This window comes from Streptomyces sp. RKAG293 (assembly GCF_023701745.1).
In the GTDB taxonomy this organism is placed as follows: Bacteria; Actinomycetota; Actinomycetes; order Streptomycetales; family Streptomycetaceae; genus Actinacidiphila.
In genome coordinates this window covers 4662186-4682136 of sequence record NZ_JAJOZB010000001.1, presented here as the reverse complement: position 1 = coordinate 4682136, position 19951 = coordinate 4662186, and the positions used below count along the sequence as shown (strand labels likewise).

General features: G+C 69.2%; 18 protein-coding genes and 1 tRNA gene. 6 read left to right on the top strand and 13 right to left on the bottom strand.

The window, feature by feature from the left end; all coding sequences use genetic code 11:
• Positions 1 to 3 precede the first annotated feature (3 nt).
• From LNW72_RS20750 to dnaA, 13 genes are all read right to left on the bottom strand, one after another.
• Positions 4 to 1320, bottom strand: a complete 1317-nt coding sequence (locus LNW72_RS20750; protein WP_250976776.1) for a hypothetical protein — start codon at positions 1318 to 1320, stop codon at positions 4 to 6.
• A complete protein-coding gene (locus LNW72_RS20745; protein ID WP_308401996.1) occupies positions 1320 to 2714 on the bottom strand; it encodes a hypothetical protein in 1395 nt (464 codons plus the stop codon). Before LNW72_RS20745 ends, LNW72_RS20750 begins: the two co-directional genes overlap by 1 nt.
• A gap of 48 nt (positions 2715 to 2762) precedes the next feature.
• Entirely contained in the window at positions 2763 to 3266 is a 504-nt protein-coding gene (locus tag LNW72_RS41695; protein ID WP_308401995.1) for a VWA domain-containing protein, read from the bottom strand.
• A gap of 206 nt (positions 3267 to 3472) precedes the next feature.
• Positions 3473 to 3613, bottom strand: coding sequence for a DLW-39 family protein (locus tag LNW72_RS20740; protein ID WP_018559211.1), 141 nt, complete (start codon positions 3611 to 3613; stop codon positions 3473 to 3475).
• Positions 3614 to 3793: 180 nt separating this feature from the next.
• Positions 3794 to 3867, bottom strand: a tRNA-Ile gene (locus tag LNW72_RS20735).
• 62 nt (positions 3868 to 3929) lie between these two features.
• Positions 3930 to 4631, bottom strand: a complete 702-nt coding sequence (locus LNW72_RS20730) for a DUF3566 domain-containing protein (RefSeq protein ID WP_250976775.1) — start codon at positions 4629 to 4631, stop codon at positions 3930 to 3932.
• A gap of 3 nt (positions 4632 to 4634) precedes the next feature.
• A complete protein-coding gene (gene gyrA / locus LNW72_RS20725) occupies positions 4635 to 7220 on the bottom strand; it encodes a DNA gyrase subunit A (RefSeq protein WP_138351183.1) in 2586 nt (861 codons plus the stop codon).
• Between the two features lie 41 nt (positions 7221 to 7261).
• A complete protein-coding gene (gene gyrB / locus LNW72_RS20720; protein WP_308401994.1) occupies positions 7262 to 9295 on the bottom strand; it encodes a DNA topoisomerase (ATP-hydrolyzing) subunit B in 2034 nt (677 codons plus the stop codon).
• 257 nt (positions 9296 to 9552) lie between these two features.
• Positions 9553 to 10134 (bottom strand): DUF721 domain-containing protein, encoded by a 582-nt coding sequence (locus tag LNW72_RS20715; protein ID WP_250976774.1) that lies wholly within the window; start codon positions 10132 to 10134, stop codon positions 9553 to 9555.
• Positions 10131 to 11264 carry a DNA replication/repair protein RecF gene (gene recF / locus LNW72_RS20710; protein ID WP_250976773.1) on the bottom strand — a complete coding sequence of 378 codons (1134 nt, stop codon included), beginning with the start codon at positions 11262 to 11264 and terminating at the stop codon, positions 10131 to 10133. The genes LNW72_RS20715 and recF overlap by 4 nt, the downstream gene beginning before the upstream one ends.
• A 28-nt stretch (positions 11265 to 11292) precedes the next feature.
• Positions 11293 to 12171, bottom strand: coding sequence for a phosphogluconate dehydrogenase (NAD(+)-dependent, decarboxylating) (gene gnd, locus LNW72_RS20705; protein ID WP_250976772.1), 879 nt, complete (start codon positions 12169 to 12171; stop codon positions 11293 to 11295).
• Positions 12172 to 12257: 86 nt separating this feature from the next.
• A complete protein-coding gene (dnaN, locus tag LNW72_RS20700) occupies positions 12258 to 13388 on the bottom strand; it encodes a DNA polymerase III subunit beta (RefSeq protein ID WP_138351178.1) in 1131 nt (376 codons plus the stop codon).
• Between the two features lie 844 nt (positions 13389 to 14232).
• Positions 14233 to 16002, bottom strand: a complete 1770-nt coding sequence (gene dnaA / locus LNW72_RS20695) for a chromosomal replication initiator protein DnaA (RefSeq protein ID WP_308401993.1) — start codon at positions 16000 to 16002, stop codon at positions 14233 to 14235.
• A gap of 396 nt (positions 16003 to 16398) precedes the next feature.
• Here dnaA and rpmH point away from each other — a divergent pair, with 396 nt between their 5' ends.
• From rpmH to rsmG, 6 genes are all read left to right on the top strand, one after another.
• Positions 16399 to 16536 carry a 50S ribosomal protein L34 gene (gene rpmH / locus LNW72_RS20690; RefSeq protein ID WP_138351176.1) on the top strand — a complete coding sequence of 46 codons (138 nt, stop codon included), beginning with the start codon at positions 16399 to 16401 and terminating at the stop codon, positions 16534 to 16536.
• Positions 16537 to 16555: 19 nt separating this feature from the next.
• Positions 16556 to 16927: a ribonuclease P protein component gene (rnpA, locus tag LNW72_RS20685; protein WP_138351175.1), complete on the top strand. Its 372-nt coding sequence runs from the start codon at positions 16556 to 16558 to the stop codon at positions 16925 to 16927.
• Positions 16924 to 17256 carry a membrane protein insertion efficiency factor YidD gene (gene yidD, locus LNW72_RS20680; protein ID WP_250976771.1) on the top strand — a complete coding sequence of 111 codons (333 nt, stop codon included), beginning with the start codon at positions 16924 to 16926 and terminating at the stop codon, positions 17254 to 17256. Before rnpA ends, yidD begins: the two co-directional genes overlap by 4 nt.
• A 3-nt stretch (positions 17257 to 17259) precedes the next feature.
• A complete protein-coding gene (gene yidC / locus LNW72_RS20675) occupies positions 17260 to 18399 on the top strand; it encodes a membrane protein insertase YidC (protein WP_250976770.1) in 1140 nt (379 codons plus the stop codon).
• A gap of 26 nt (positions 18400 to 18425) precedes the next feature.
• The gene (locus LNW72_RS20670; RefSeq protein WP_250976769.1) at positions 18426 to 18944 is read left to right on the top strand and encodes a R3H domain-containing nucleic acid-binding protein; all 519 of its coding nucleotides are present in this window, start codon (positions 18426 to 18428) and stop codon (positions 18942 to 18944) included.
• Positions 18945 to 19047: 103 nt separating this feature from the next.
• A complete protein-coding gene (rsmG, locus tag LNW72_RS20665) occupies positions 19048 to 19812 on the top strand; it encodes a 16S rRNA (guanine(527)-N(7))-methyltransferase RsmG (protein ID WP_250976768.1) in 765 nt (254 codons plus the stop codon).
• Positions 19813 to 19951: the final 139 nt, after the last annotated feature.

Here is a 19951-nt window from a genome sequence, read left to right as displayed (position 1 = left end):
CAGCTACCAAGCAGGCGGCGGCCCGTACCCCGACTGCGGCGCCTGCGACTGCGGCGGCGCCTGAGGAACAGCAACCCGCCGCCGCGCCGCCACCAGCCACACCGCCAGACTCAGCAGCAGGACCGTGCCCGCCCCGAGCGCCGCGAACGCCACCAGCCGCATCGTGGAGCTCGAACCGCCACCCGTGGCGGTGCCGTCGGCCTTCGCCAGATCGTCGCCGCTGATGCTGAACCCGGCCTTGGCCGCGTCACCGTCGTACCCCGGCGAAGGAGTCACCGCCCCCTTGACGTCCAGCCGCAGAGTGACGCCGATCGGGCCGTTCACCACGTCCTTGACGCCCGGGTGCACGCTGACCGCGAAGTAGTACCAGCCCGCGAACCGGGTGGCCGAGACCTTGCTGCCGCTCTCGAACCGGTTGGCGTACGAGACCGGTACGGTCTGGCCGGTGATCGACGTCTGCTTGCCCGCGTAGGACTCCGTGTCGTCGTCGATGTGGCCGCGGGCGGGGTTGTACGCGTCGACCCGCACCCCGGCGCTCTGGAAGCCGTTCTCCTTGGCCGCGGGCGCGTTGGCGAAGTCGGCGAAGAGGACCGCGTGCTGGCCCCAGTCCACCGGCACCTTGTAGAAGCGGGTCTCGCCGGGCAGCACCTTGTCGTTCCAGATGCCGCTCTTGATGGCCGCCGCATCGTTGAAGCTGGTGCCGCCCTGCGCCGGCTTGGGCGTTCCGGTCACCGGCGTGGGAGACGCCTCCGTGGCGCTGGAGGCGGGCGCGGGCTTGGCGTCGGCCTTGAGGGCCGGCTCCGACATGAAACGGATCTCGACGGGCCACTCAGCCGGGTCCGAGGTCCCGGCGCTCTCCCGCTTGATCTGCAGGGTGTAGCGGTTGGCCTCCTGGCACCGCCCGTCCTTCTCGATGGTCCGCGCCGTGTAGCCGCCGACCGGCCGCGCCGCCCCGTCGTTGTCGAAGTGCGCGTCGAAGCTGTCGCAGTCGGTGCCGTCGGCACTCTGCAGCTTGAGGTCGATGCCGTCCCCGTAGGCGACCTTGGCGCCCGGCTTCGGAACGGCGAACGCCGAAAGGTACGCCGAGGACTTCGCGTCCAGGTCCACGCCGTAGTACTTGGTGTCGCCCACCTTGAGGGTGTCCTTGTAGGTGCCGCCCGGCGTGAGCGCCTGGGCCTCGGCCGTCGTGGCCGCGCCCTTCACCGCCGTGCCCTGCGGCTGCCACACGGGCACGGCGGTGTCCGCCAGTGCCGTGCCCTGCAGCCCGGCGAGCGTCACGCCGGCCACCGCAACCGCCACCAACAGTCCGCGTCCGCGCATTACGCTCCGCCCCTCTTCGTCCGGCGCACCAGCGCCACCCCGCCGACGGCCGCGAGCGCGACCGCCCCGCCCGCTCCTGCCGCGATCATGTCCTTGCCGGTCATGAATCCGGTCATGAATCCTCCCCCGTCCGAGCCGCCGCTGTCGCGGCCCGCAGCCGAATCGCCGCCCTTGCCGGCAGCCTTCCCGGCGTCCGGTCCGCCGTCCTGTCCGCCGTCCTTGCCGTCGTCCTTGGTCTGGCCCTTGGCCAGAGCCGGTGCCTGGTACTGCGGCCCGGCCAGTTCGTCGCCCGTCACATCGACCCGCAGGACGACGCCGACCGCCGCGTTCCTCGCCAGCCGCGCGGCCTTCGGGCCGAGCGACACGGCGATGTAGTAGTCCCCGGCACTGTGCACCGCGGGGGCCGAGCCGCCGACGACCCAGCGGTTGGTCCAGGTCACCGGTACCGTCCCGAGCCCCACGGACAGGGGCTTGCCGGTGTAGCTGCGGTGGTCGTCGCCGCCGGAGGCGTCGCGCACCGGCTGCCGGCCCGGCCCGTACGTCCCCGTCTCGACGTAGCTCCAGACGGAGGCCGCGGACGCGTCGTCCAGCACCGGCTCGTTGGCGAACTCGGCCGCATAGCTCAGCTGTTGTCCCCAGCCCAGCCGCACCTTGTAGAAGCGGGTCTGTGCGGGCAGCAGCTTGTCGCGCCAGACGCCCTTGGTGAGCGCGGCCGCGTCGTTGAAGCCGGTGCCGCCCGTGATGTCCTTCGGGTCGCCTGCGAGCGGCGCGGGCTTGTCGCCGTACCCGGTCTCGGCGGCCGCGGGCGTGGTCCCGGCCTTGAGCGGCGCCTCGCTCCCGTACCGGATCTCGATCGGCCACCGGCCCTGGTCGGAGCCGGGGGCGCTGGTCCGGTGCACCGAGAGCAGATACGGGCCGGCCTTGTCACAGCTGCCGTCGCCCTTGGCGGTCGGCACCCGGCTCACCGCCGCGGTGACGATCATCGCGCCCTCGTCCTGCCCGAAGTGCGCGGATCCGGTGTCGCAGGTGAACGCGTACTGGCCGGCCGACGCCGCCTTCAGCTCGATGCCGTCCCCGTAGCCGACCTTGACGCCCGGCTGCGGGACCGCGGTCACCGCGAGGACCGCGGTGGCGGTGGCGTCCAGGCCCGCCGCGTACCAGCGGGTCTCTCCGGGCCCGATGGTGTCCAGGTACTGCCCCGGCGCGACGGCCGCCGCCCGTGCGGCCGTCGTGCCCCCGGTGATGCGGGTGCCGTCGAAGCGGTAGGCGTCGGCGCTGAGCTGTGACGCGCGCACCAGCTGCCGGGCGAGCGCCGCGGCGTCGGGGGCGTCGTAGTACGCGCCGTGTCCGGCCCGGGCGACGCACTCCAGCTCCGCGCGGGCGGCGCCCTTCACCTGGAAGCCGATGGTGTCGATCCGCAGCCCGATCCCGTCCCCGGCGAGCTAGGCCGCCACGTCGCAGGGCTTGGGCGCTCCGCAGTTGGACTCGCCGTCGGAGATCAGCAGGACCGTCCGCCGGCCGTCCTTGGGCAGGTCACCCGCGGCCCGGGTCAGCGCCAGGGCGGTCGGGGTGTCCCCCTTGGGCTGGACGGCCGCCACGGCCCGCTTCATCGCGTCCCGGTCCAGCGGGACGACGGGCTCGGCGAGCTGGGTGTCGTCGCAGCCGTGCGGCTTGCCGGCGCCGTAGACCCGCAGCCCGGTCCTGTGACCGTCCGGCAGGGTGTCCACGACGGTGTTGACGGCCTTGCGGGCCGACTCGATCCGGGTGCTGCCCGAGCCGTCGGCTCCCGCCATCGATCCGGACGAGTCCAGCACCATGATCAGGCTGTCGTCCGCGGCCGGTACGGCGGCCTGCGCGGCCGCCGGCCCGCCGAGCGCCGCGAGGACGGAGATCAGCAGTCCGCCGCTCACCGCCCCGGCAGCCGCGCGCCACTGTGGTCGTTGCATGCTGTGCTCCCCCTCGACCGGACCGGCTTTATTTGCTACCGCGAAGGTATTGATTTGCGTGAGCAAACTCAAGACGTTTCCCGTCACGGTCCCGCAACAGCGGGTGCCCCCTCACACCGAGGCCGGGTTCGGCACGGAGCGCCCGGCCCGGCACAGCAAGAGGCCCCGACCGCTGTGCGGTCGGGGCCTCGGAGCACTTCGGCGTCTCAGACGCTCGCGCCGGAACCTGCCGGTACGGAGTCGGTCGCTTCCGTCCACAGATCCTGCTCGGCGCGGTCCGCCTGGATCTGGCGGTACACGAGGAGCCCGCCGATGGCGGCCAGTGCCACCAGGAGAAACTTCTTCACCGCGCGACCTCGTCCTTCTTGGATTGGGAGAGCCCTGACGCGCCCGACTATACACACCGGCCGATACCGAACGGTGACCTGCACCCGCTCCAACTCCCGTACCGGACAGCATCCGGACAGCCCGCCGGAGACAGCAAACGGCCCGTACGGATCAGGATCCGTACGGGCCGTTCAACGCGGTGGGCCTAACAGGACTTGAACCTGTGGCCTCTTCCTTATCAGGGAAGCGCTCTAACCGTCTGAGCTATAGGCCCGCGCTGCAACGAAAGATTAGCGCACCACAGGCCATGTCCCAAAATCGGAATCCGGCGCCCTGCTACTCGTCCTCGGCGAGCGTCAGCTCGACGCCCCCGACGAAGCCCGCGGACATGTTGTAGATGAAGGCACCGAGGGTGGCCAGCGCCGTCGCGAGGACCACGTCGATCACCGCGATGACCGTGGTGATGACCAGGACGCGGGACAGCGACAGGAAGGACACCAGGTCGAAACCACCGCTGCCACCGCCCTCCGCCGTCGTCGCGTCGCTGATCGTGCTGCCGACGGTGCTGAAGACGCCGATCGCGTCCAGCACCATCCACAGCACCGCCACCGCCACGATCGTGCAGACGCCCAGCGCGATGGAGAGCAGGAAACTGACCTTCATCACCGACCAGGGGTCGGCCCTGGCGACCCGCAGCCGCGCCTTGCGCGTCCGCGGGACGGTACGGGCGGCGGGACGCGGCCTGCGGACGCCCGCGGCGGCCGGCGCCCCCACGCCGGCCCCCTGAGCGGCCGGCGGCGCGTACGCCTGCGCGGGCTGGTGCGGAGGCTGCTCCGGTGCACCGGGAACCCCCGCGCCATAGGTTTGAAGCGGGCCCGCATGATGCGGCGGACGTGTGTCGGTCACGGTGGATCCCCCCTGCTGCGGGCCGCTGTCCGTGGGCGAACCAGGGGCACCGCCGGCACCGGCCTGGGTGGCCGCCTGCGGCCGGTCCGGGCCTGTCGTCCCACCAGCAGCGGCGCCCGTGGCTCCACTCACGGCCTACTCCTCGATTTCAGCGGCCACGGGCTGGTCGCCCTCGGCCTCTTCGGCGTCGACCTCATCGGCCTCTGCCCCAGCCTCGGCATTGCGGGCGATACCGACGACGGCATCCCGCTTGCCAAGGTTGATCAGTTGGACGCCCATGGTGTCACGGCCCGTCTCCCTGACCTCGTTGACCCGCGTACGAATCACTCCACCGCTGAGCGAGATGGCGAGGATCTCATCGGTCTCCTCGACCACCAGCGCCCCGACGAGGGAACCGCGGTCCTCGACGATCTTCGCCGCCTTGATACCGAGTCCGCCACGCCCCTGGACGCGGTATTCGTCCACCTTGGTGCGCTTGGCGTACCCGCCGTCCGTGGCGGTGAAGACGAACGTACCCGGCCGGACCACATTCATCGAGAGCAGTTCGTCGCCCTCTCGGAAACTCATGCCCTTGACGCCCGACGTGGCACGGCCCATCGGGCGCAGTGCGTCGTCCGTCGCGGTGAACCGGATGCACTGGGCCTTGCGGCTCACCAGCAGCAGATCGTCCTCCGCCGACACCAGCTCGGCACCGATCAGCTCGTCGTCGGAACCGTCCGCGGCCTCGCGCAGGTTGATGGCGATGACGCCGCCGGCCCGCGGGGAGTCGTAGTCCTTGAGCGCGGTCTTCTTGACCAGGCCCGCCTTGGTGGCGAGCACCAGGTACGGCACGGCCGCGTAGTCCCGGATCGCGAGGATCTGGGCGATCTTCTCGTCCGGCTGGAACGCCAGCAGGTTCGCGACGTGCTGGCCGCGGGCGTCCCGACCGGCGTCCGGCAGCTCGTACGCCTTCGCCCGGTAGACACGGCCCTTGTTGGTGAAGAACAGCAGCCAGTGGTGCGTGGTGGAGACGAAGAAGTGGTCGACGATGTCGTCCTGCTTCAGCTTCGCGCCGCGTACGCCCTTGCCGCCGCGCTTCTGCGACCGGTAGTCCTCGGTCTTGGTGCGCTTGACGTAACCGCCGTGCGTGATCGTGACGACGATGTCCTCTTCGGCGATCAGGTCCTCGATGGACATGTCACCGTCGAAGGGGATCAGCTTGCTGCGCCGGTCGTCGCCGAACTTGTCGACGATGACCGCCAGCTCCTCGCTGATGATCTGCCGCTGCCGCTCGGGCGAAGCCAGGATCGCGTTGTACTCGTTGATCTTGGCCTGCAGCTCGTCGTGCTCCGCGACGATCTTCTGCCGCTCCAGGGCCGCGAGGCGCCGCAGCTGCATCTCCAGGATCGCGTTGGCCTGGATCTCGTCGATCGACAGCAGGCCCATCAGGCCCTCACGGGCGATCTCGACCGTGTTGCTGCGCCGGATCAGCGCGATGACCTCGTCGATCGCGTCCAGCGCCTTGAGCAGACCGCGCAGGATGTGCGCCCGCTCCTCGGCCTTCCGCAGCCGGAAACGCGTACGGCGGACGATGACCTCGACCTGGTGCGTCACCCAGTGCCGGATGAACGCGTCGATCGACAGCGTGCGCGGCACCCCGTCGACCAGCGCCAGCATGTTCGCGCCGAAGTTGGTCTGCAGATCGGTGTGCTTGTACAGGTTGTTCAGCACGACCTTGGCGACCGCGTCACGCTTGAGCACCACGACCAGGCGCTGCCCGGTGCGCGAGCTCGTCTCGTCGCGGACGTCGGCGATGCCGGCGACCTTGCCGTCCTTCACCAGGTCGGCGATCTTCTGCGCGAGGTTGTCCGGGTTGACCTGGTACGGAAGCTCCGTGACCACCAGGCACTGGCGGCCCTGGATCTCCTCGACGTTGACGATCGCGCGCATCGTGATCGAGCCGCGGCCCGTGCGGTACGCGTCCTCGATGCCGCTGCGGCCCACGACCAGCGCGCCGGTCGGGAAGTCCGGGCCCTTGATCCGCTCCAGGAGCGCGTCCAGCAGCTCCTCGTGCGAGGCCTCGGGGTTCTCCAGGTACCACTGCGCACCGGCCGCGACCTCGCGGAGGTTGTGCGGCGGGATGTTGGTGGCCATGCCGACCGCGATGCCCGCGGAACCGTTGACCAGCAGGTTCGGGAAGCGCGCCGGGAGGACCGTCGGCTCCTGGTTACGGCCGTCGTAGTTGTCCTGGAAATTGACGGTGTCCTCGTCAATGTCGCGGACCATCTCCATCGACAGCGGCATCATCTTGCACTCGGTGTACCGCATGGCGGCGGCCGGGTCGTTGCCCGGGGAACCGAAGTTGCCGTTGGAGTCCACGAGCGGCATGCGCATCGACCAGTGCTGGGCGAGGCGGACCAGCGCGTCGTAGATCGAGGAGTCGCCGTGCGGGTGGTACGTACCCATGACGTCACCGACGACACGGGCGCACTTGTAGAAGCCCTTCTCGGGCCGGTAGCCGCCGTCGTACATCGCGTACAGCACCCGGCGGTGCACCGGCTTGAGGCCGTCACGGACGTCGGGCAGCGCACGCGACACGATGACGGACATCGCGTAGTCGAGGTAGCTGCGCTGCATCTCCGTTTCGAGGCCCACCGGCTCGATGCGCACGGTGGAGATCTCGGCATCGGCGGGCACGGCCGCCTCGTCGTCGGGCGTCACAGGGGGATTCTCGTCGGCCATTGCTGGTCAAAGTCCTTTCGGGCGGCGGCGGTGGGGCCGACTCAGATGTCGAGGAAGCGGACGTCCTTGGCGTTGCGCTGGATGAACGAGCGCCGCGCCTCGACGTCCTCACCCATCAGCACCGAGAACAGGTCGTCGGCCTGCGCGGCGTCGTCCAGGGTGACCTGGCCGAGCACCCGGTGGTCGATGTCCATGGTGGTGATCCGCAGCTCCTCGGCGTTCATCTCGCCGAGGCCCTTGAAGCGCTGGATCGCGTCTTCCCGGACCCGCTTGCCCTGGTTGCGGCCGATCTCCATCATCGCGTCGCGCTCACGGTCCGAGTACGCGTACCCGAAGTCGTCCCGGCTCCACTTGATCTTGTAGAGCGGCGGGCGCGACAGGTACACATGGCCGGCCTCGACCAGCGGGCGCATGAAGCGGAAGAGGAACGTCAGCAGCAGGGTGTTGATGTGCTGACCGTCGACGTCGGCGTCCGCCATCAGGATGATCTTGTGATAGCGGAGCTTCGAGATGTCGAAGTCCTCGTGCACACCGGTGCCGAACGCCGAGATCAGCGCCTGGACCTCGGTGTTCTGCAGGATCTTGTCGATCCGCGCCTTCTCGACGTTGAGGATCTTGCCGCGGATCGGGAGGATCGCCTGGTACTGCGGGTTACGGCCCGACTTCGCGGAACCGCCGGCCGAGTCACCCTCGACGATGAAGATCTCGCACTTCGTCGGGTCGTTCGACTGGCAGTCGCTCAGCTTGCCCGGCAGCGACGCGCTCTCCAGCAGTCCCTTGCGACGGGTCAGGTCACGCGCCTTGCGGGCCGCGACCCGCGCGGTGGCAGCGTTGATCGACTTGCGGATGATGTCCGCGGCCTCGTTCGGGTTGCGGTCCAGCCAGTCCGTGAGGTGCTCGTGCACGGCCTTCTGCACGAAGGTCTTCGCCTCGGTGTTGCCCAGCTTGGTCTTCGTCTGGCCCTCGAACTGGGGCTCGCCCAGCTTGACCGAGATGATCGCCGTCAGACCCTCGCGGATGTCCTCGCCGGCGAGGTTGTCGTCCTTCTCGCGAAGGAACTTCTTCTCGCGCGCGTAGCGGTTGACCAGCCCGGTGAGCGCCGCACGGAAGCCCTCCTCGTGCGTACCGCCCTCATGGGTGTGGATCGTGTTCGCGAAGCTGTAGACACCCTCGGTGTACTGGGTGTTCCACTGCATCGCGACCTCGACGGAGAGCAGCCGCTCCTTGTCCTCCGCCTCGATGTCGATCACGGTGGGGTGAATCAGCTCGCCCTTGCGGGAGTTGAGGTGATTCACGAAGTCGACGATGCCGCCGGGGTAGTAGTACTTCACCGAGCGCACCTGGGGGGCGTCCTCCGCCTCCTCGACCACCTCGGCGCCGACGGTGGCCTTCGCCGACTCGCGCTCGTCGGTCAGAGTGATCGTCAGGCCCTTGTTGAGGAAGGCCATCTCCTGCAGTCGCCTGGACAGCGTCTCGAAGGAGTACTCAGTGGTCTCGAAGATGTCCGGGTCGGCCCAGAAGGTCACCGTGGTGCCCGTGGTGGACGACGCCTCGTTCTTCGCCAGCGGAGCGGTCGGAACACCCAGCTTGTAGTCCTGCGTCCAGCGGAAGCCGTCGCGGTTGACCTCGACGGTGACCTTCGTCGACAGCGCGTTGACGACCGAGACGCCGACGCCGTGCAGACCGCCGGAGACGGCGTAGCCGCCGCCGCCGAACTTGCCGCCGGCGTGCAGCACGGTCATGACGACCTCGATGGCGGGCTTGCCCTCGGACGCGACGATGTCCACGGGGATGCCGCGGCCGTTGTCGACGCAGCGGACGCCGCCGTCGGCCAGGATCGTCACGTCGATGGTGTCCGCGTGCCCGGCGAGGGCCTCGTCGACCGAGTTGTCGACCACCTCCTGGACGAGGTGGTGCAGGCCGCGCTCACCGGTGGAGCCGATGTACATGCCCGGACGCTTACGGACCGCGTCGAGGCCCTCGAGCACGGTGATCGCGCTGCCGTCGTAGACCGGACTGGAGTTCTCGTTGGGGTTGCCGGAATCGGCCACGAAGCGCCCTTTCTGGCACAGCACGAGCCGTCTCCCGCCGAGCGGGATCGGCTGCGTCGTTCGACATGTACCGCGACTGGGCGGCTTACGTATCAGTCTACCGGTAGCGCCGACATGAATGGGGCTTTGCCGGTACCTGAGTTCCCACGTGCCGTCCTGAACCACACTCACCCGACTCCCTACACGTGGACCAGGGCCAGAAACGGCTCACGCAGGCGTCCAGGGCTTCTGGCTGTCAACCCTCGACTACGGTGAGCAGGGTCTCAGCGGACCCACGGCTCTCACCCGTATGTGTCGCCCGGGCCCTTGCTGCCCGGCGCGCGCAGCCGGCCGTAGGTACGCGGCGGCCCCATCGGGCCCAGCACCTTGATCAACTTCACCGTGCCATGGCCCAGATCGCTGTTCAGCCTCGCCACCAGCGTCGGAGCCAGCAGCCGCAGCTGCGTCGCCCACGCCGTCGAGTCGCACTGCACCGTCAGGACGCACTCCTCCTCGTCGTACTTCGCCGGCTCGCAGTGCTGCGCGATGTCCTCACCGACGATCTGCGGCCAGCGGCCCATCACCCCGCCCACCGCGGCCGGCGCCTCCCAGCCGCGCTCGGTGATCAACCGGCTGATCGCGGCACCCAGCGGCAGCGGATCCCGGCCGTCGGCGCGCGCACCGCTGCGCAGGCCCCCGCGGCGCGCCTGCTTCTTCTGCTGCGTCGCCGCGCCCCGCGCCCGCGCCTGCTCCTTGGCGGCGCGCAGCGCGACCCGCGCCAGGTCGACCCCGGACAGCCCGTCGCCGGGGGTCTCCGCGTCCGGTGCTCCCGATGCGGTCGGTTTTCCCGCGTCCCGGCCGTCCGCCGGCAGCTGCCCGCTCATGACACACGCTCCGCTGCGCCCTGCTCGACGGCGAACCGCGCCCCTGCCAGCAGATCCGGCACATCGTCCTCCACAGCCGCGGTGACCAGCACCTGTTCGCCCGGCGCCACCAGCTCCGCCAGCCGTCGGCGCCGCTTGGCGTCCAGCTCCGCGAAGACGTCGTCCAGGACCAGCACCGGCTCCCTGCCGTCCGCGCTCAACAGCTCGTACGACGCCAGCCGCAGCGCCAGCGCGTACGACCAGGACTCGCCGTGGCTCGCATAGCCCTTCGCCGGCAGCCGGCCCAGATGCAGCAGCAGATCGTCACGGTGCGGGCCGACGAGCGTCACCCCCCGCTCGATCTCCTGCTTGCGGGACTCGCCCAGCGCCTCCAGCAGCAGCCCGGACAACTCCTCCCGGCCGCTCGCTCCGGCGAGTCGTTCGCCGATCGAACTGCGGTACTCCAACGCGACCGGGCCGCCCCCGGGAGCCAGCTGCTCGTACGCCTTGTCCGCCAGCGGCTGCAGCGCGGCCGTCAGGTCCAGCCGCTGCGCGAGCAGCTCCGCGCCGACACCCGCCAGATGCTGGTCCCAGACGTCCAGCGTCGACAGGTCGCCGCCCTTGCCGCCGTGCCTGCGGGCCATCGCCGCGCTCTTCAGCAGGGTGTTGCGCTGTTTCAGCACTCGCTCGTAGTCCGAACGGGTACCCGCCAGCCGCGGAGTGCGGGTGGTGAGCAGTTCGTCGAGGAAGCGGCGGCGCTCACCGGGGTCGCCCTTCACCAGGGCGAGGTCCTCGGGCGCGAACAGCACCGACCGCAGAATGCCCAGCACGTCGCGCGGCCGGACCTGGTTCGAACGGTTGATCCGGGCCCGGTTCGCGCGGCCGGGATTGATCTCCAGCTCGATGAGCTGCTGGCGGTCGCCCTGCACCACCTGGGCCCTGACCACCGCGCGCTCCGCCCCCGACCGCACCAGTGGCGCGTCGGAGGCCACCCGGTGGCTGCCCAGCGTGGCCAGGTACCCGACCGCCTCGACGAGGTTGGTCTTGCCCTGCCCGTTGGGTCCCACGAAAGCGGTGACGCCCGGGTCGAGCGGTACCTCGACCCGGGCGTAGGAACGGAAGTCGGCTAGCGACAGGTGCGCTACGTGCATGGCTGTGCGCCGGCCTCCCCGGTGATGACTACTTCTTGTTCTCGACCGCGTGGCCGCCGAACTGGTTACGCAGCGCCGCGATCATCTTCATCTGCGGGGAGTCGTCCTGGCGGGACGCGAAACGGGCGAACAGCGATGCGGTGATCGCCGGCAGCGGCACCGCGTTGTCGATCGCGGCCTCCACCGTCCAGCGGCCCTCGCCCGAGTCCTGCGCGAAGCCGCGCAGCTTCTCCAGGTGCTCGTCGTCGTCCAGCGCGTTGACCGCCAGATCGAGCAGCCAGGAGCGGATGACGGTGCCCTCCTGCCAGGAGCGGAAGACCTCGCGGACGTCGGTGACGGAGTCCACGGCCTCCAGCAGCTCCCAGCCCTCGGCGTAGGCCTGCATCATGGCGTACTCGATGCCGTTGTGAACCATCTTCGCGAAGTGGCCGGCGCCGATCTTGCCCGCGTGGACCGAGCCGAACTCACCCTCCGGCTTGAGCGCGTCGAAGATCGGCTGCACCTTGGCGACGTCCTCGGCGGAGCCGCCGTACATCAGCGCGTAGCCGTTCTCCAGGCCCCAGACACCGCCCGAGACGCCGCAGTCGACGAAGCCGATGCCCTGGGCCTTCAGCTCCTCGCCGTGCTTCTCGTCGTCGGTCCAGCGGGAGTTCCCGCCGTCGACGACGATGTCGCCGGGGGAGAGCAGTCCGGCCAGCTCGTCGATGGTCGACTGGGTGGCCGCACCGGACGGGACCATCACCCACACGACCCGCGGACCCTTGAGGGTGTCCACAAGCTCCTTGAGGCTGTGGACATCGGCGACGTCCGGGTTCCGGTCGTAGCCGATGACGGTGTGGCCCGCGCGGCGGATGCGCTCGCGCATGTTGCCGCCCATCTTGCCGAGACCGATGAGACCGAGCTCCATCACAGATCCTTCGTTCGAAGCGTGCCTGACCTAGACCGAGCCTACGACGGCCCCGCGCTACCGGCTCAGCCGGAGAGGCGCAGCGGTCAGCCGGAGAGGCGCACCGGCATGATCAGGTACTTGTACGCGTCGTCCGCCTCCGCGTCCACCGCCGGGCGGCCGCTGAGCAGCGCGGGCTTGGTGGAGGTGGTGAAGGAGAGCTGGGCGACCGGCGAGTCGATCGCGCTGAGCCCGTCCAGCAGGAACGTCGGGTTGAAGGCGATCGAGATGTCGTCGCCGTCGAGCTTGGAGTCGACCCGCTCCACAGCCTGTGCATCGTCGCTGGAACCGGCCTCCAGGGTGAGGACGCCCTGCTCGAAGCTGAGCCGCACCGGGGTGTTCCGCTCGGCGACCAGCGCGACACGCTTGACGGCCTCGACGAAGGGCGCGGTCTCGATGACGGCGACCGAGGCGAACTCGGTCGGGAAGAGCGTGCGGTACTTGGGCAGGTCGCCTTCGAGCAACCGGGTGGTGGTGCGGCGCCCGGCGCCCTCGAAGCCGATCAGGCCCTCACCGGCACCGGAGCCCGCCAGCGCGATGGAGACGGTGTCTCCGCTGGTCAGGGACTTGGCGGTGTCCAGCAGGGTCTTGGCGGGCACCAGGGCGACCGCGGAGATGTCCGCCTGCTCGGGCTTCCACATGAACTCGCGGACCGCGAAGCGGTAGCGGTCGGTGGCGGCGAGGGTGACCGTGTCGCCCTCGATCTCGATCCGCACACCGGTCAGCACCGGCAGGGTGTCGTCACGGCCGGCGGCGATGGCCACCTGGGCGGCCGCGGCGGCGAAGACCTCACCGGGCACCGTGCCGGAGGCGACCGGCATCGCGGGCAGTGCCGGGTACTCCTCCACAGGCAGGGTGTGGAGTGTGAATCGCGAGCTGCCGCAGACCACGGTGACGCGGGAACCCTCGGTGGAGATCTCCACAGGCCTGTTGGGAAGTGCCCGCGTGATGTCGGCGAGCAGCCGGCCGGAAACGAGGACCGTGCCGTCCTCCTCGACCTCCGCGTCGACCGCGACCCGGGCCGAGACCTCGTAGTCGAAGCCGGAGAGGCTGAGCCTGCCCTCCTCCGCCTTCAGCAGCAGTCCGGCGAGGACCGGTACCGGGGGACGGGCCGGAAGGCTGCGGGCTGCCCAAGCCACTGCCTCGGCGAGTACGTCGCGCTCCACCCGGATCTTCACCGGAACCGCCTCCTGCTTGTTGCTGGCTGTCGGTGAACAGTCTGACAGCCGGCGCCGACAGTCGGTGCGGGTTGAGGTCAAGCCGGGCAGGGCGGTGTCGGGCGGCTCCGGCCCGAGTTGTTCACAGCCCATGCTTCCAAGCAGGTTCCCAGTTATCTATACGTAGTCGTAGTAATAGGTGTTGTGGATACCGTGGATAAGTGGTTCCTGCGCAGGTCAGGGCACGTTTTTTATCCACCGCGCCTGTGGGCGGAGGCGGTGCATAACCACCCGCTTCTGTGGACAGCCAGAAGTTGTGCACACCGCATACACAGGGGACCCCCACTTCTCCCCAGCACTGTCCCCAGAAATACCCGGGTTCTCCCCAGCCCAATCCACCCCCTTGGTGTGACGCGGTTCACTCTCCCCGGGGACAGACGCCGTTTTGTTGCCGAACAGTGGACAAACGTGTGGAGAAGCTGTGTACAACCCCCTTCAGGCTGTGGGCGGCCGGTGGACAACCTCCGGACTGACCGGTAACCACAATCTCTGTCCACAGGCTGTGGATGAAGGTTTCCCACAAATCCACACCCCACTGACCTCGCCTGATGAGTATGCAGCGGGCCTGCCTGTGGAGGCAGTTGGGACAACTTCCCAGTCCCCAGGGTGTGGACGGCCGTTTCCGGCCCAACCTGTGGAGAAGCCCCGGTCACGAGCCCTGATTCGAACAAAAAGAAGCGCCCCGGGAGTTCGACTCCCGGGGCGCTGGGCGTTTCCACCGTGCTTCAGTCGTGATCGATGCCGTGATCGAGGCCGTTGTCCGAGCCCTGGACGGGTCCTGGAGGCGCTCAGGAGGCGCTCAGGATCAGCTCTTGATCCGGTTCGTCAGCTCGGTCACCTGGTTGTAGATGGACCGCCGTTCGGCCATCAGCGCCCGGATCTTGCGGTCCGCGTGCATCACCGTCGTGTGGTCGCGGCCGCCGAACAGCGCGCCGATCTTCGGCAGCGACAGGTCCGTCAGCTCACGGCACAGGTACATGGCGATCTGACGGGCGGTGACCAGCACCCGGCTGCGCGACGATCCGCACAGGTCGTCCACGGCCAGCCCGAAGTACGCCGCGGTCTCCGCCATGATCGCGGGCCCGGTGATGTCCGGCACCGAGTCCTCGCCGCCCGGGATCAGGTCCTTGAGGACGATCTCGGTCAGCTGCAGGTCCACCGGCTGCCGGTTCAGGCTCGCGAACGCGGTGACGCGGATCAGCGCGCCCTCCAGCTCGCGGATGTTCCGCGAGATGCGCGAGGCGATGAACTCCAGCACCTCGGGCGGGGCGTTGAGCTGCTCCTGCACCGCTTTCTTGCGCAGGATCGCGATCCGGGTCTCCAGCTCGGGCGGCTGGACGTCCGTGATCAGGCCCCACTCGAAGCGGTTGCGCAGCCGGTCCTCGAGCGTGACCAGCTGTTTGGGCGGCCGGTCGGAGGAGAGCACGATCTGCTTGTTCGCGTTGTGCAGGGTGTTGAAGGTGTGGAAGAACTCCTCCTGCGTCGACTCCTTGCTCGCGAGGAACTGGATGTCGTCGACCAGCAGGATGTCCATCTCGCGGTACCGCTTGCGGAAGGTGTCGCCCTTGCCGTCGCGGATGGAGTTGATGAACTCGTTGGTGAACTCCTCCGAGCTCACGTACCGCACCCGGGTGCCGGGGTAGAGGCTCCGCGCGTAGTGCCCGATGGCGTGCAGCAGGTGGGTCTTGCCGAGCCCGGACTCCCCGTAGATGAAGAGCGGGTTGTACGCCTTGGCCGGTGCCTCGGCGACCGCCACGGCCGCCGCGTGCGCGAACCGGTTCGACGAGCCGATGACGAAGGTGTCGAAGAGGTACTTCGGGTTCAGCCGGGCGGTCGGCTCGTTCGGCGCACTGCCCTGGCTGCTGCGGCCGGGGGGCGCCTGGTCGTGACGGCCCTGGTCGCGGTGTCCGTCCCGGGGTCCGGAGTCGTGACGCCCCGAGTCGTGCCGGTCGCGCTCCGGTGGCTGCGACCGGTAGCCGGACTGCGGAGCCGGCGGATAGGACTCACGGTCGCGGTCCGCCGGGTAGCGGTCCCGGTCGCTCTGGTAGCTGTCGCGCTCCTGGAAGCCGCCGAGCCGCGGCTGCTGCCAGGGATCGTCGGCGGCGGGCCGCGGCGGCCACTCGTCGGTGCCAGGGCGCCCGGACGGATGGTCGGGGTAGGCGCGGCGCATCCGGGGGCCGTCGTCGTGCGACGGGCGGTCGGACTGCGGGCGGTCGTAGGACTCGTCGTACTCCCGCCGGTGCTGGCCGTACGGAGCGGGCTCCTGGACCGGCTCCTGCGGGGCCGGCGCCGGACCGTCCTGGTCGCCGCCGGACGCGACGGCGATGGCGATGCCGACCGGGTGTCCGAACTCACGGCTGAGGACTTCGGTGATCAGTGGCAGCAGGCGCCCCTCGAGGACGCTCTTGGCGAACTCGTTGGGGGCGGACAGCACCGCGGTGCCCGCGACGAGGGCGAGCGGCTGGGTGCGCTTGAGCCACTCCGCGTCCTTCGGCTTGAGGTCCTCGCTCTCCACCAGGATCTTCTGGAGTACGCGGGGCCACACTGCGGCTAGATCGGCGGATACGTCAGCCACAGTGCACGCTCTCTCAGTCGCTGGTGGTGCCGAGGAATCCCACGAAGGTGTGGTTCTTGGGACGGGCGGGAAGAATGTCGGGTCGGGTGTGCGGTAGATGCCCGAGTTCGGCCACGGTAGTCAGCGCAGGCCCAGTGGTTCAAGTCGTTGTCCACAGGCTGTGCACAAACGGAGCCCCAGGTGACCCCGGTTTGACCGGATGGGTCAACCGCACGTACCGTATCGAGGTCGAGTTGTCGATGGCTGCTGCCGCCTGCCTACCGATGGGCGAGGATCAACCGGGACCCCCTGGAAGATCGTCAAGCGGTGCACCTAAATGGTCCGCGAGTTTTTCGTGGGCGCACGGTGACAGCCAGGCGACGTCCCGCCTCATCCGATTTTCCCTGGAGCCCCCGAGTGAGCAAGCGCACCTTCCAGCCGAACAACCGCCGCCGCGCCAAGACCCACGGCTTCCGTCTGCGGATGCGCACGCGTGCAGGCCGCGCCATCCTGGCGACGCGCCGCGTCAAGGGCCGCGCCCGCCTGTCCGCCTGATCGCAACAGGTCACATGCCGTGCTGCCCACCGAAAACCGGCTGAGGCGGCGCCAGGACTTCGCGGCAGCGGTACGCCGTGGACGCCGAGCGGGTCGCCCGCTTCTGGTTGTCCATCTGCAGGCAGAGACCATGGACCCGCACGTATCGGGGGGGATCACTCCCCCGGCACGTGCGGGTTTCGTCGTGAGCAAAGCAGTCGGCGGAGCCGTGCAGCGCAACCTTGTGAAGCGCCGGCTGCGGCACCTGGTACGCGAGCGACTGGCCCTGCTGCCCCCCGGTAGCCTGGTAGTCGTACGAGCGCTGCCCGGAGCGGGTGGTGCTGACCATGCACAGCTGGCCCGCGACCTGGACGCCGCCCTGCAGCGGCTGCTGGGAGGGGTTGCGCGATGAAGTACCCACTGCTGGCGCTGATCAAGGTGTACCAGTGGACCATCAGCCCTTTGCTGGGCCCGGTCTGCAGGTACTACCCCTCGTGCTCGCACTACGGGTACACGGCCATCGACGTGCATGGAGCGGTAAAGGGGTCGGCACTGACCGCCTGGCGCATCCTGCGGTGCAATCCGTGGTCGCCCGGCGGTGTCGATCATGTTCCGCCACGTAAACGCCCCCCGTGGCACGATCGGCTGCGCAACATGTTGCGCAACAGCAAGGGCGGTCCCTCCGCCGTCGCTGAGACCAGCCCGGCCGCAGAGACCTCGCCCCATGCTCAAGGAGCCTGATTAGTGGACACGATCTCGAATCTGTTCAGTTTTATCACCACGCCGGTCTCCTGGATCATCGTCCAGTTCCACTCGGTGTACGGGAAGATCTTCGGCGCCGACAGTGGCTGGGCCTGGGGCCTGTCCATCGTGTCGCTCGTGGTCCTGATCCGGATCTGTCTGATCCCGCTGTTCGTCAAGCAGATCAAGTCGACCCGCAACATGCAGGCGCTCCAGCCGAAGATGAAGGCGATCCAGGAGCGCTACAAGAGCGACAAGCAGCGACAGTCCGAAGAGATGATGAAGCTGTACAAGGAGACGGGTACCAACCCGCTCTCCTCGTGCCTGCCGATCATCGCCCAGTCGCCGTTCTTCTTCGCCCTGTACCGCGTGCTGAGCAGCATCGCCAACGGTCACACGATCGGTGCGATCAACCAGCCCCTGCTGGACAGCGCCAAGCAGGCGCACATCTTCGGCGCTCCGCTGGCGGCCAAGTTCACCGAGAGCGCTGACAAGGTCGCGGCCCTCGGCGCCTCCATCACGGACGTCCGCGTCGTCACCGCGATCATGATCATCATGATGTCGGCGTCGCAGTTCTACACGCAGCGCCAGCTGATGACGAAGAACGTCGACATGACGGTGAAGACGCCGTTCATGCAGCAGCAGAAGATGCTGATGTACGTCTTCCCGGTCATGTTCGCCGTGATGGGTGTCAACTTCCCCGTCGGTGTCCTCGTCTACTGGCTGACCACCAACCTGTGGACCATGGGCCAGCAGATGTTCGTCATCCGCCGGAACCCGACGCCGGGCAGCCTGGCCTTCAAGCAGCGCCAGGACCGGCTGCGGGCCAAGGGCAAGCTGGTGGAGCCGCCCGAGGAGATCGCGGCCAAGGAGGCCGTCGAGGTCGCCCGCGCCAACCGCCAGCAGCCGAAGCGGCAGACCAAGGCACGCCGTACGACGGCCGCCGGCGCCGCTCAGGGTTCCGCGTCCGGATCGTCGGCCTCGGCCGCTTCGGACACGACGGCCGACAAGCCGAGCCTGACGAAGAAGGAGCCCGAGGACGCCAAGCCGTCCGGTGGCTCCAGCGCGTCCGGCTCCCCCAGAACGTCCAAGGGCGGACAGCGCAAGGGTCAGCAGCGCCCCAAGCACCCGTCCAAGAAGTAGTGCAGAACCTGATGAGGAGCCCATCCGTGACGGAAGGCAACAGCACCACTGTGACCGACGGCGGCTCCGCCGATCGCCTGTCCCGCCTTGAGCAGGAAGGCGAGATCGCAGCCGACTACCTGGAGGGTCTGCTCGACATCGCGGACCTCGACGGGGACATCGACATGGATGTCGAGGGCGAGCGAGCTGCTGTCTCGATCGTCGGCGAATCCTCCAGCCGTGACCTGAACAAGCTGGTCGGGCGGGACGGCGAGGTGCTGGAGGCACTGCAGGAGCTGACGCGTCTCGCGGTGCACCGGGAGACCGGCGACCGCAGTCGGCTGATGCTGGACATCGGTGGCTTCCGGGCCCGTAAGCGGACCGAGCTGGCGCTGCTGGGCGCCAAGGCGGCGGACGAGGCGAAGGGCACCGGGCAGCCGGTCAAGCTCGACCCGATGACGCCGTTCGAGCGCAAGGTCGTGCATGACGCGGTCGCCGCGGCGGGGCTGCGCAGCGAGTCCGAGGGCGAGGAGCCCGAGCGCCGGGTGGTCGTGCTTCCGGTCTGATCGGGCCCGAGCACGGCCCAGTACGGCTCAGTCGGCCCCGTCTGCTCGCGGACGGGGCCGATCCTTGTAAGCCTGGAAGTCGCGGTGTGCGGCAACGGGATCGATGGAAAGGACAGTCCTCGTGACGGAGGAGGCAGCGGAGGCGGCGGCGGAACTTCCCGCACCGCCCGAGCAGGCGCAGGCAGTGTTCGGCGAGCGTTTCGCCGATGCGGTCCGCTATGCGGAGCTGCTGGCCGACGCGGGGGTGCGCCGGGGTCTGATCGGTCCTCGTGAGGTGCCCCGGCTGTGGGAGCGGCATCTGCTGAACTGCGCGGTGCTGTCCGAGGTGATTCCGCAGGACATGACGGTGTGCGACGTGGGCTCCGGAGCGGGGCTGCCGGGGATTCCGCTGGCGCTGGCCCGTCCGGATCTGCACATCACCCTGCTGGAGCCGCTGCTGCGGCGGACCACGTTCCTCGACGAGGTGGTCAAGCTGCTGTCGCTGTCCAATGTGACGGTGGTGCGGGGGCGTGCCGAGGAGATGGTGGGCAAGCTGCCGGCGGTGGATGTGGTGACGGCCCGCGCGGTGGCGCCGCTGGAGCGGCTGGCCGGCTGGGGGCTTCCACTGCTGCGTCCGCACGGCGAGATGGCCGTTCTGAAGGGGGACACGGCCGAGGAGGAGCTGAAGGCGGCACGGGCCGCGCTCGGCCGGCTCGGTGCCGTGGAGACCTCGGTGATGCAGGTCGGCGAGGGCGTGGTGGACCCGCTGTCGACGGTGGTGCGGGTCGTGGTCGGGGAGAGCCCCGGCGGGGTGCGGGCGGCGACGCGCAGGGCCAAGGCGGCGCGGGCCAGCCGGGCGGCGAAGAACCCGGGCCGGCGTCGGTACTGAGGCGCGTTCTACTCCATACAAACGGCCAAAACGACATATTTCGGAGTGTCTCCAAGATAACGGGCACATCGCTGTGCATCGTGTTCCACGTGAAACGTCGCTCCCTGCTCCCAGGAGTCCTCAGTCGCGGTCGTGCCGC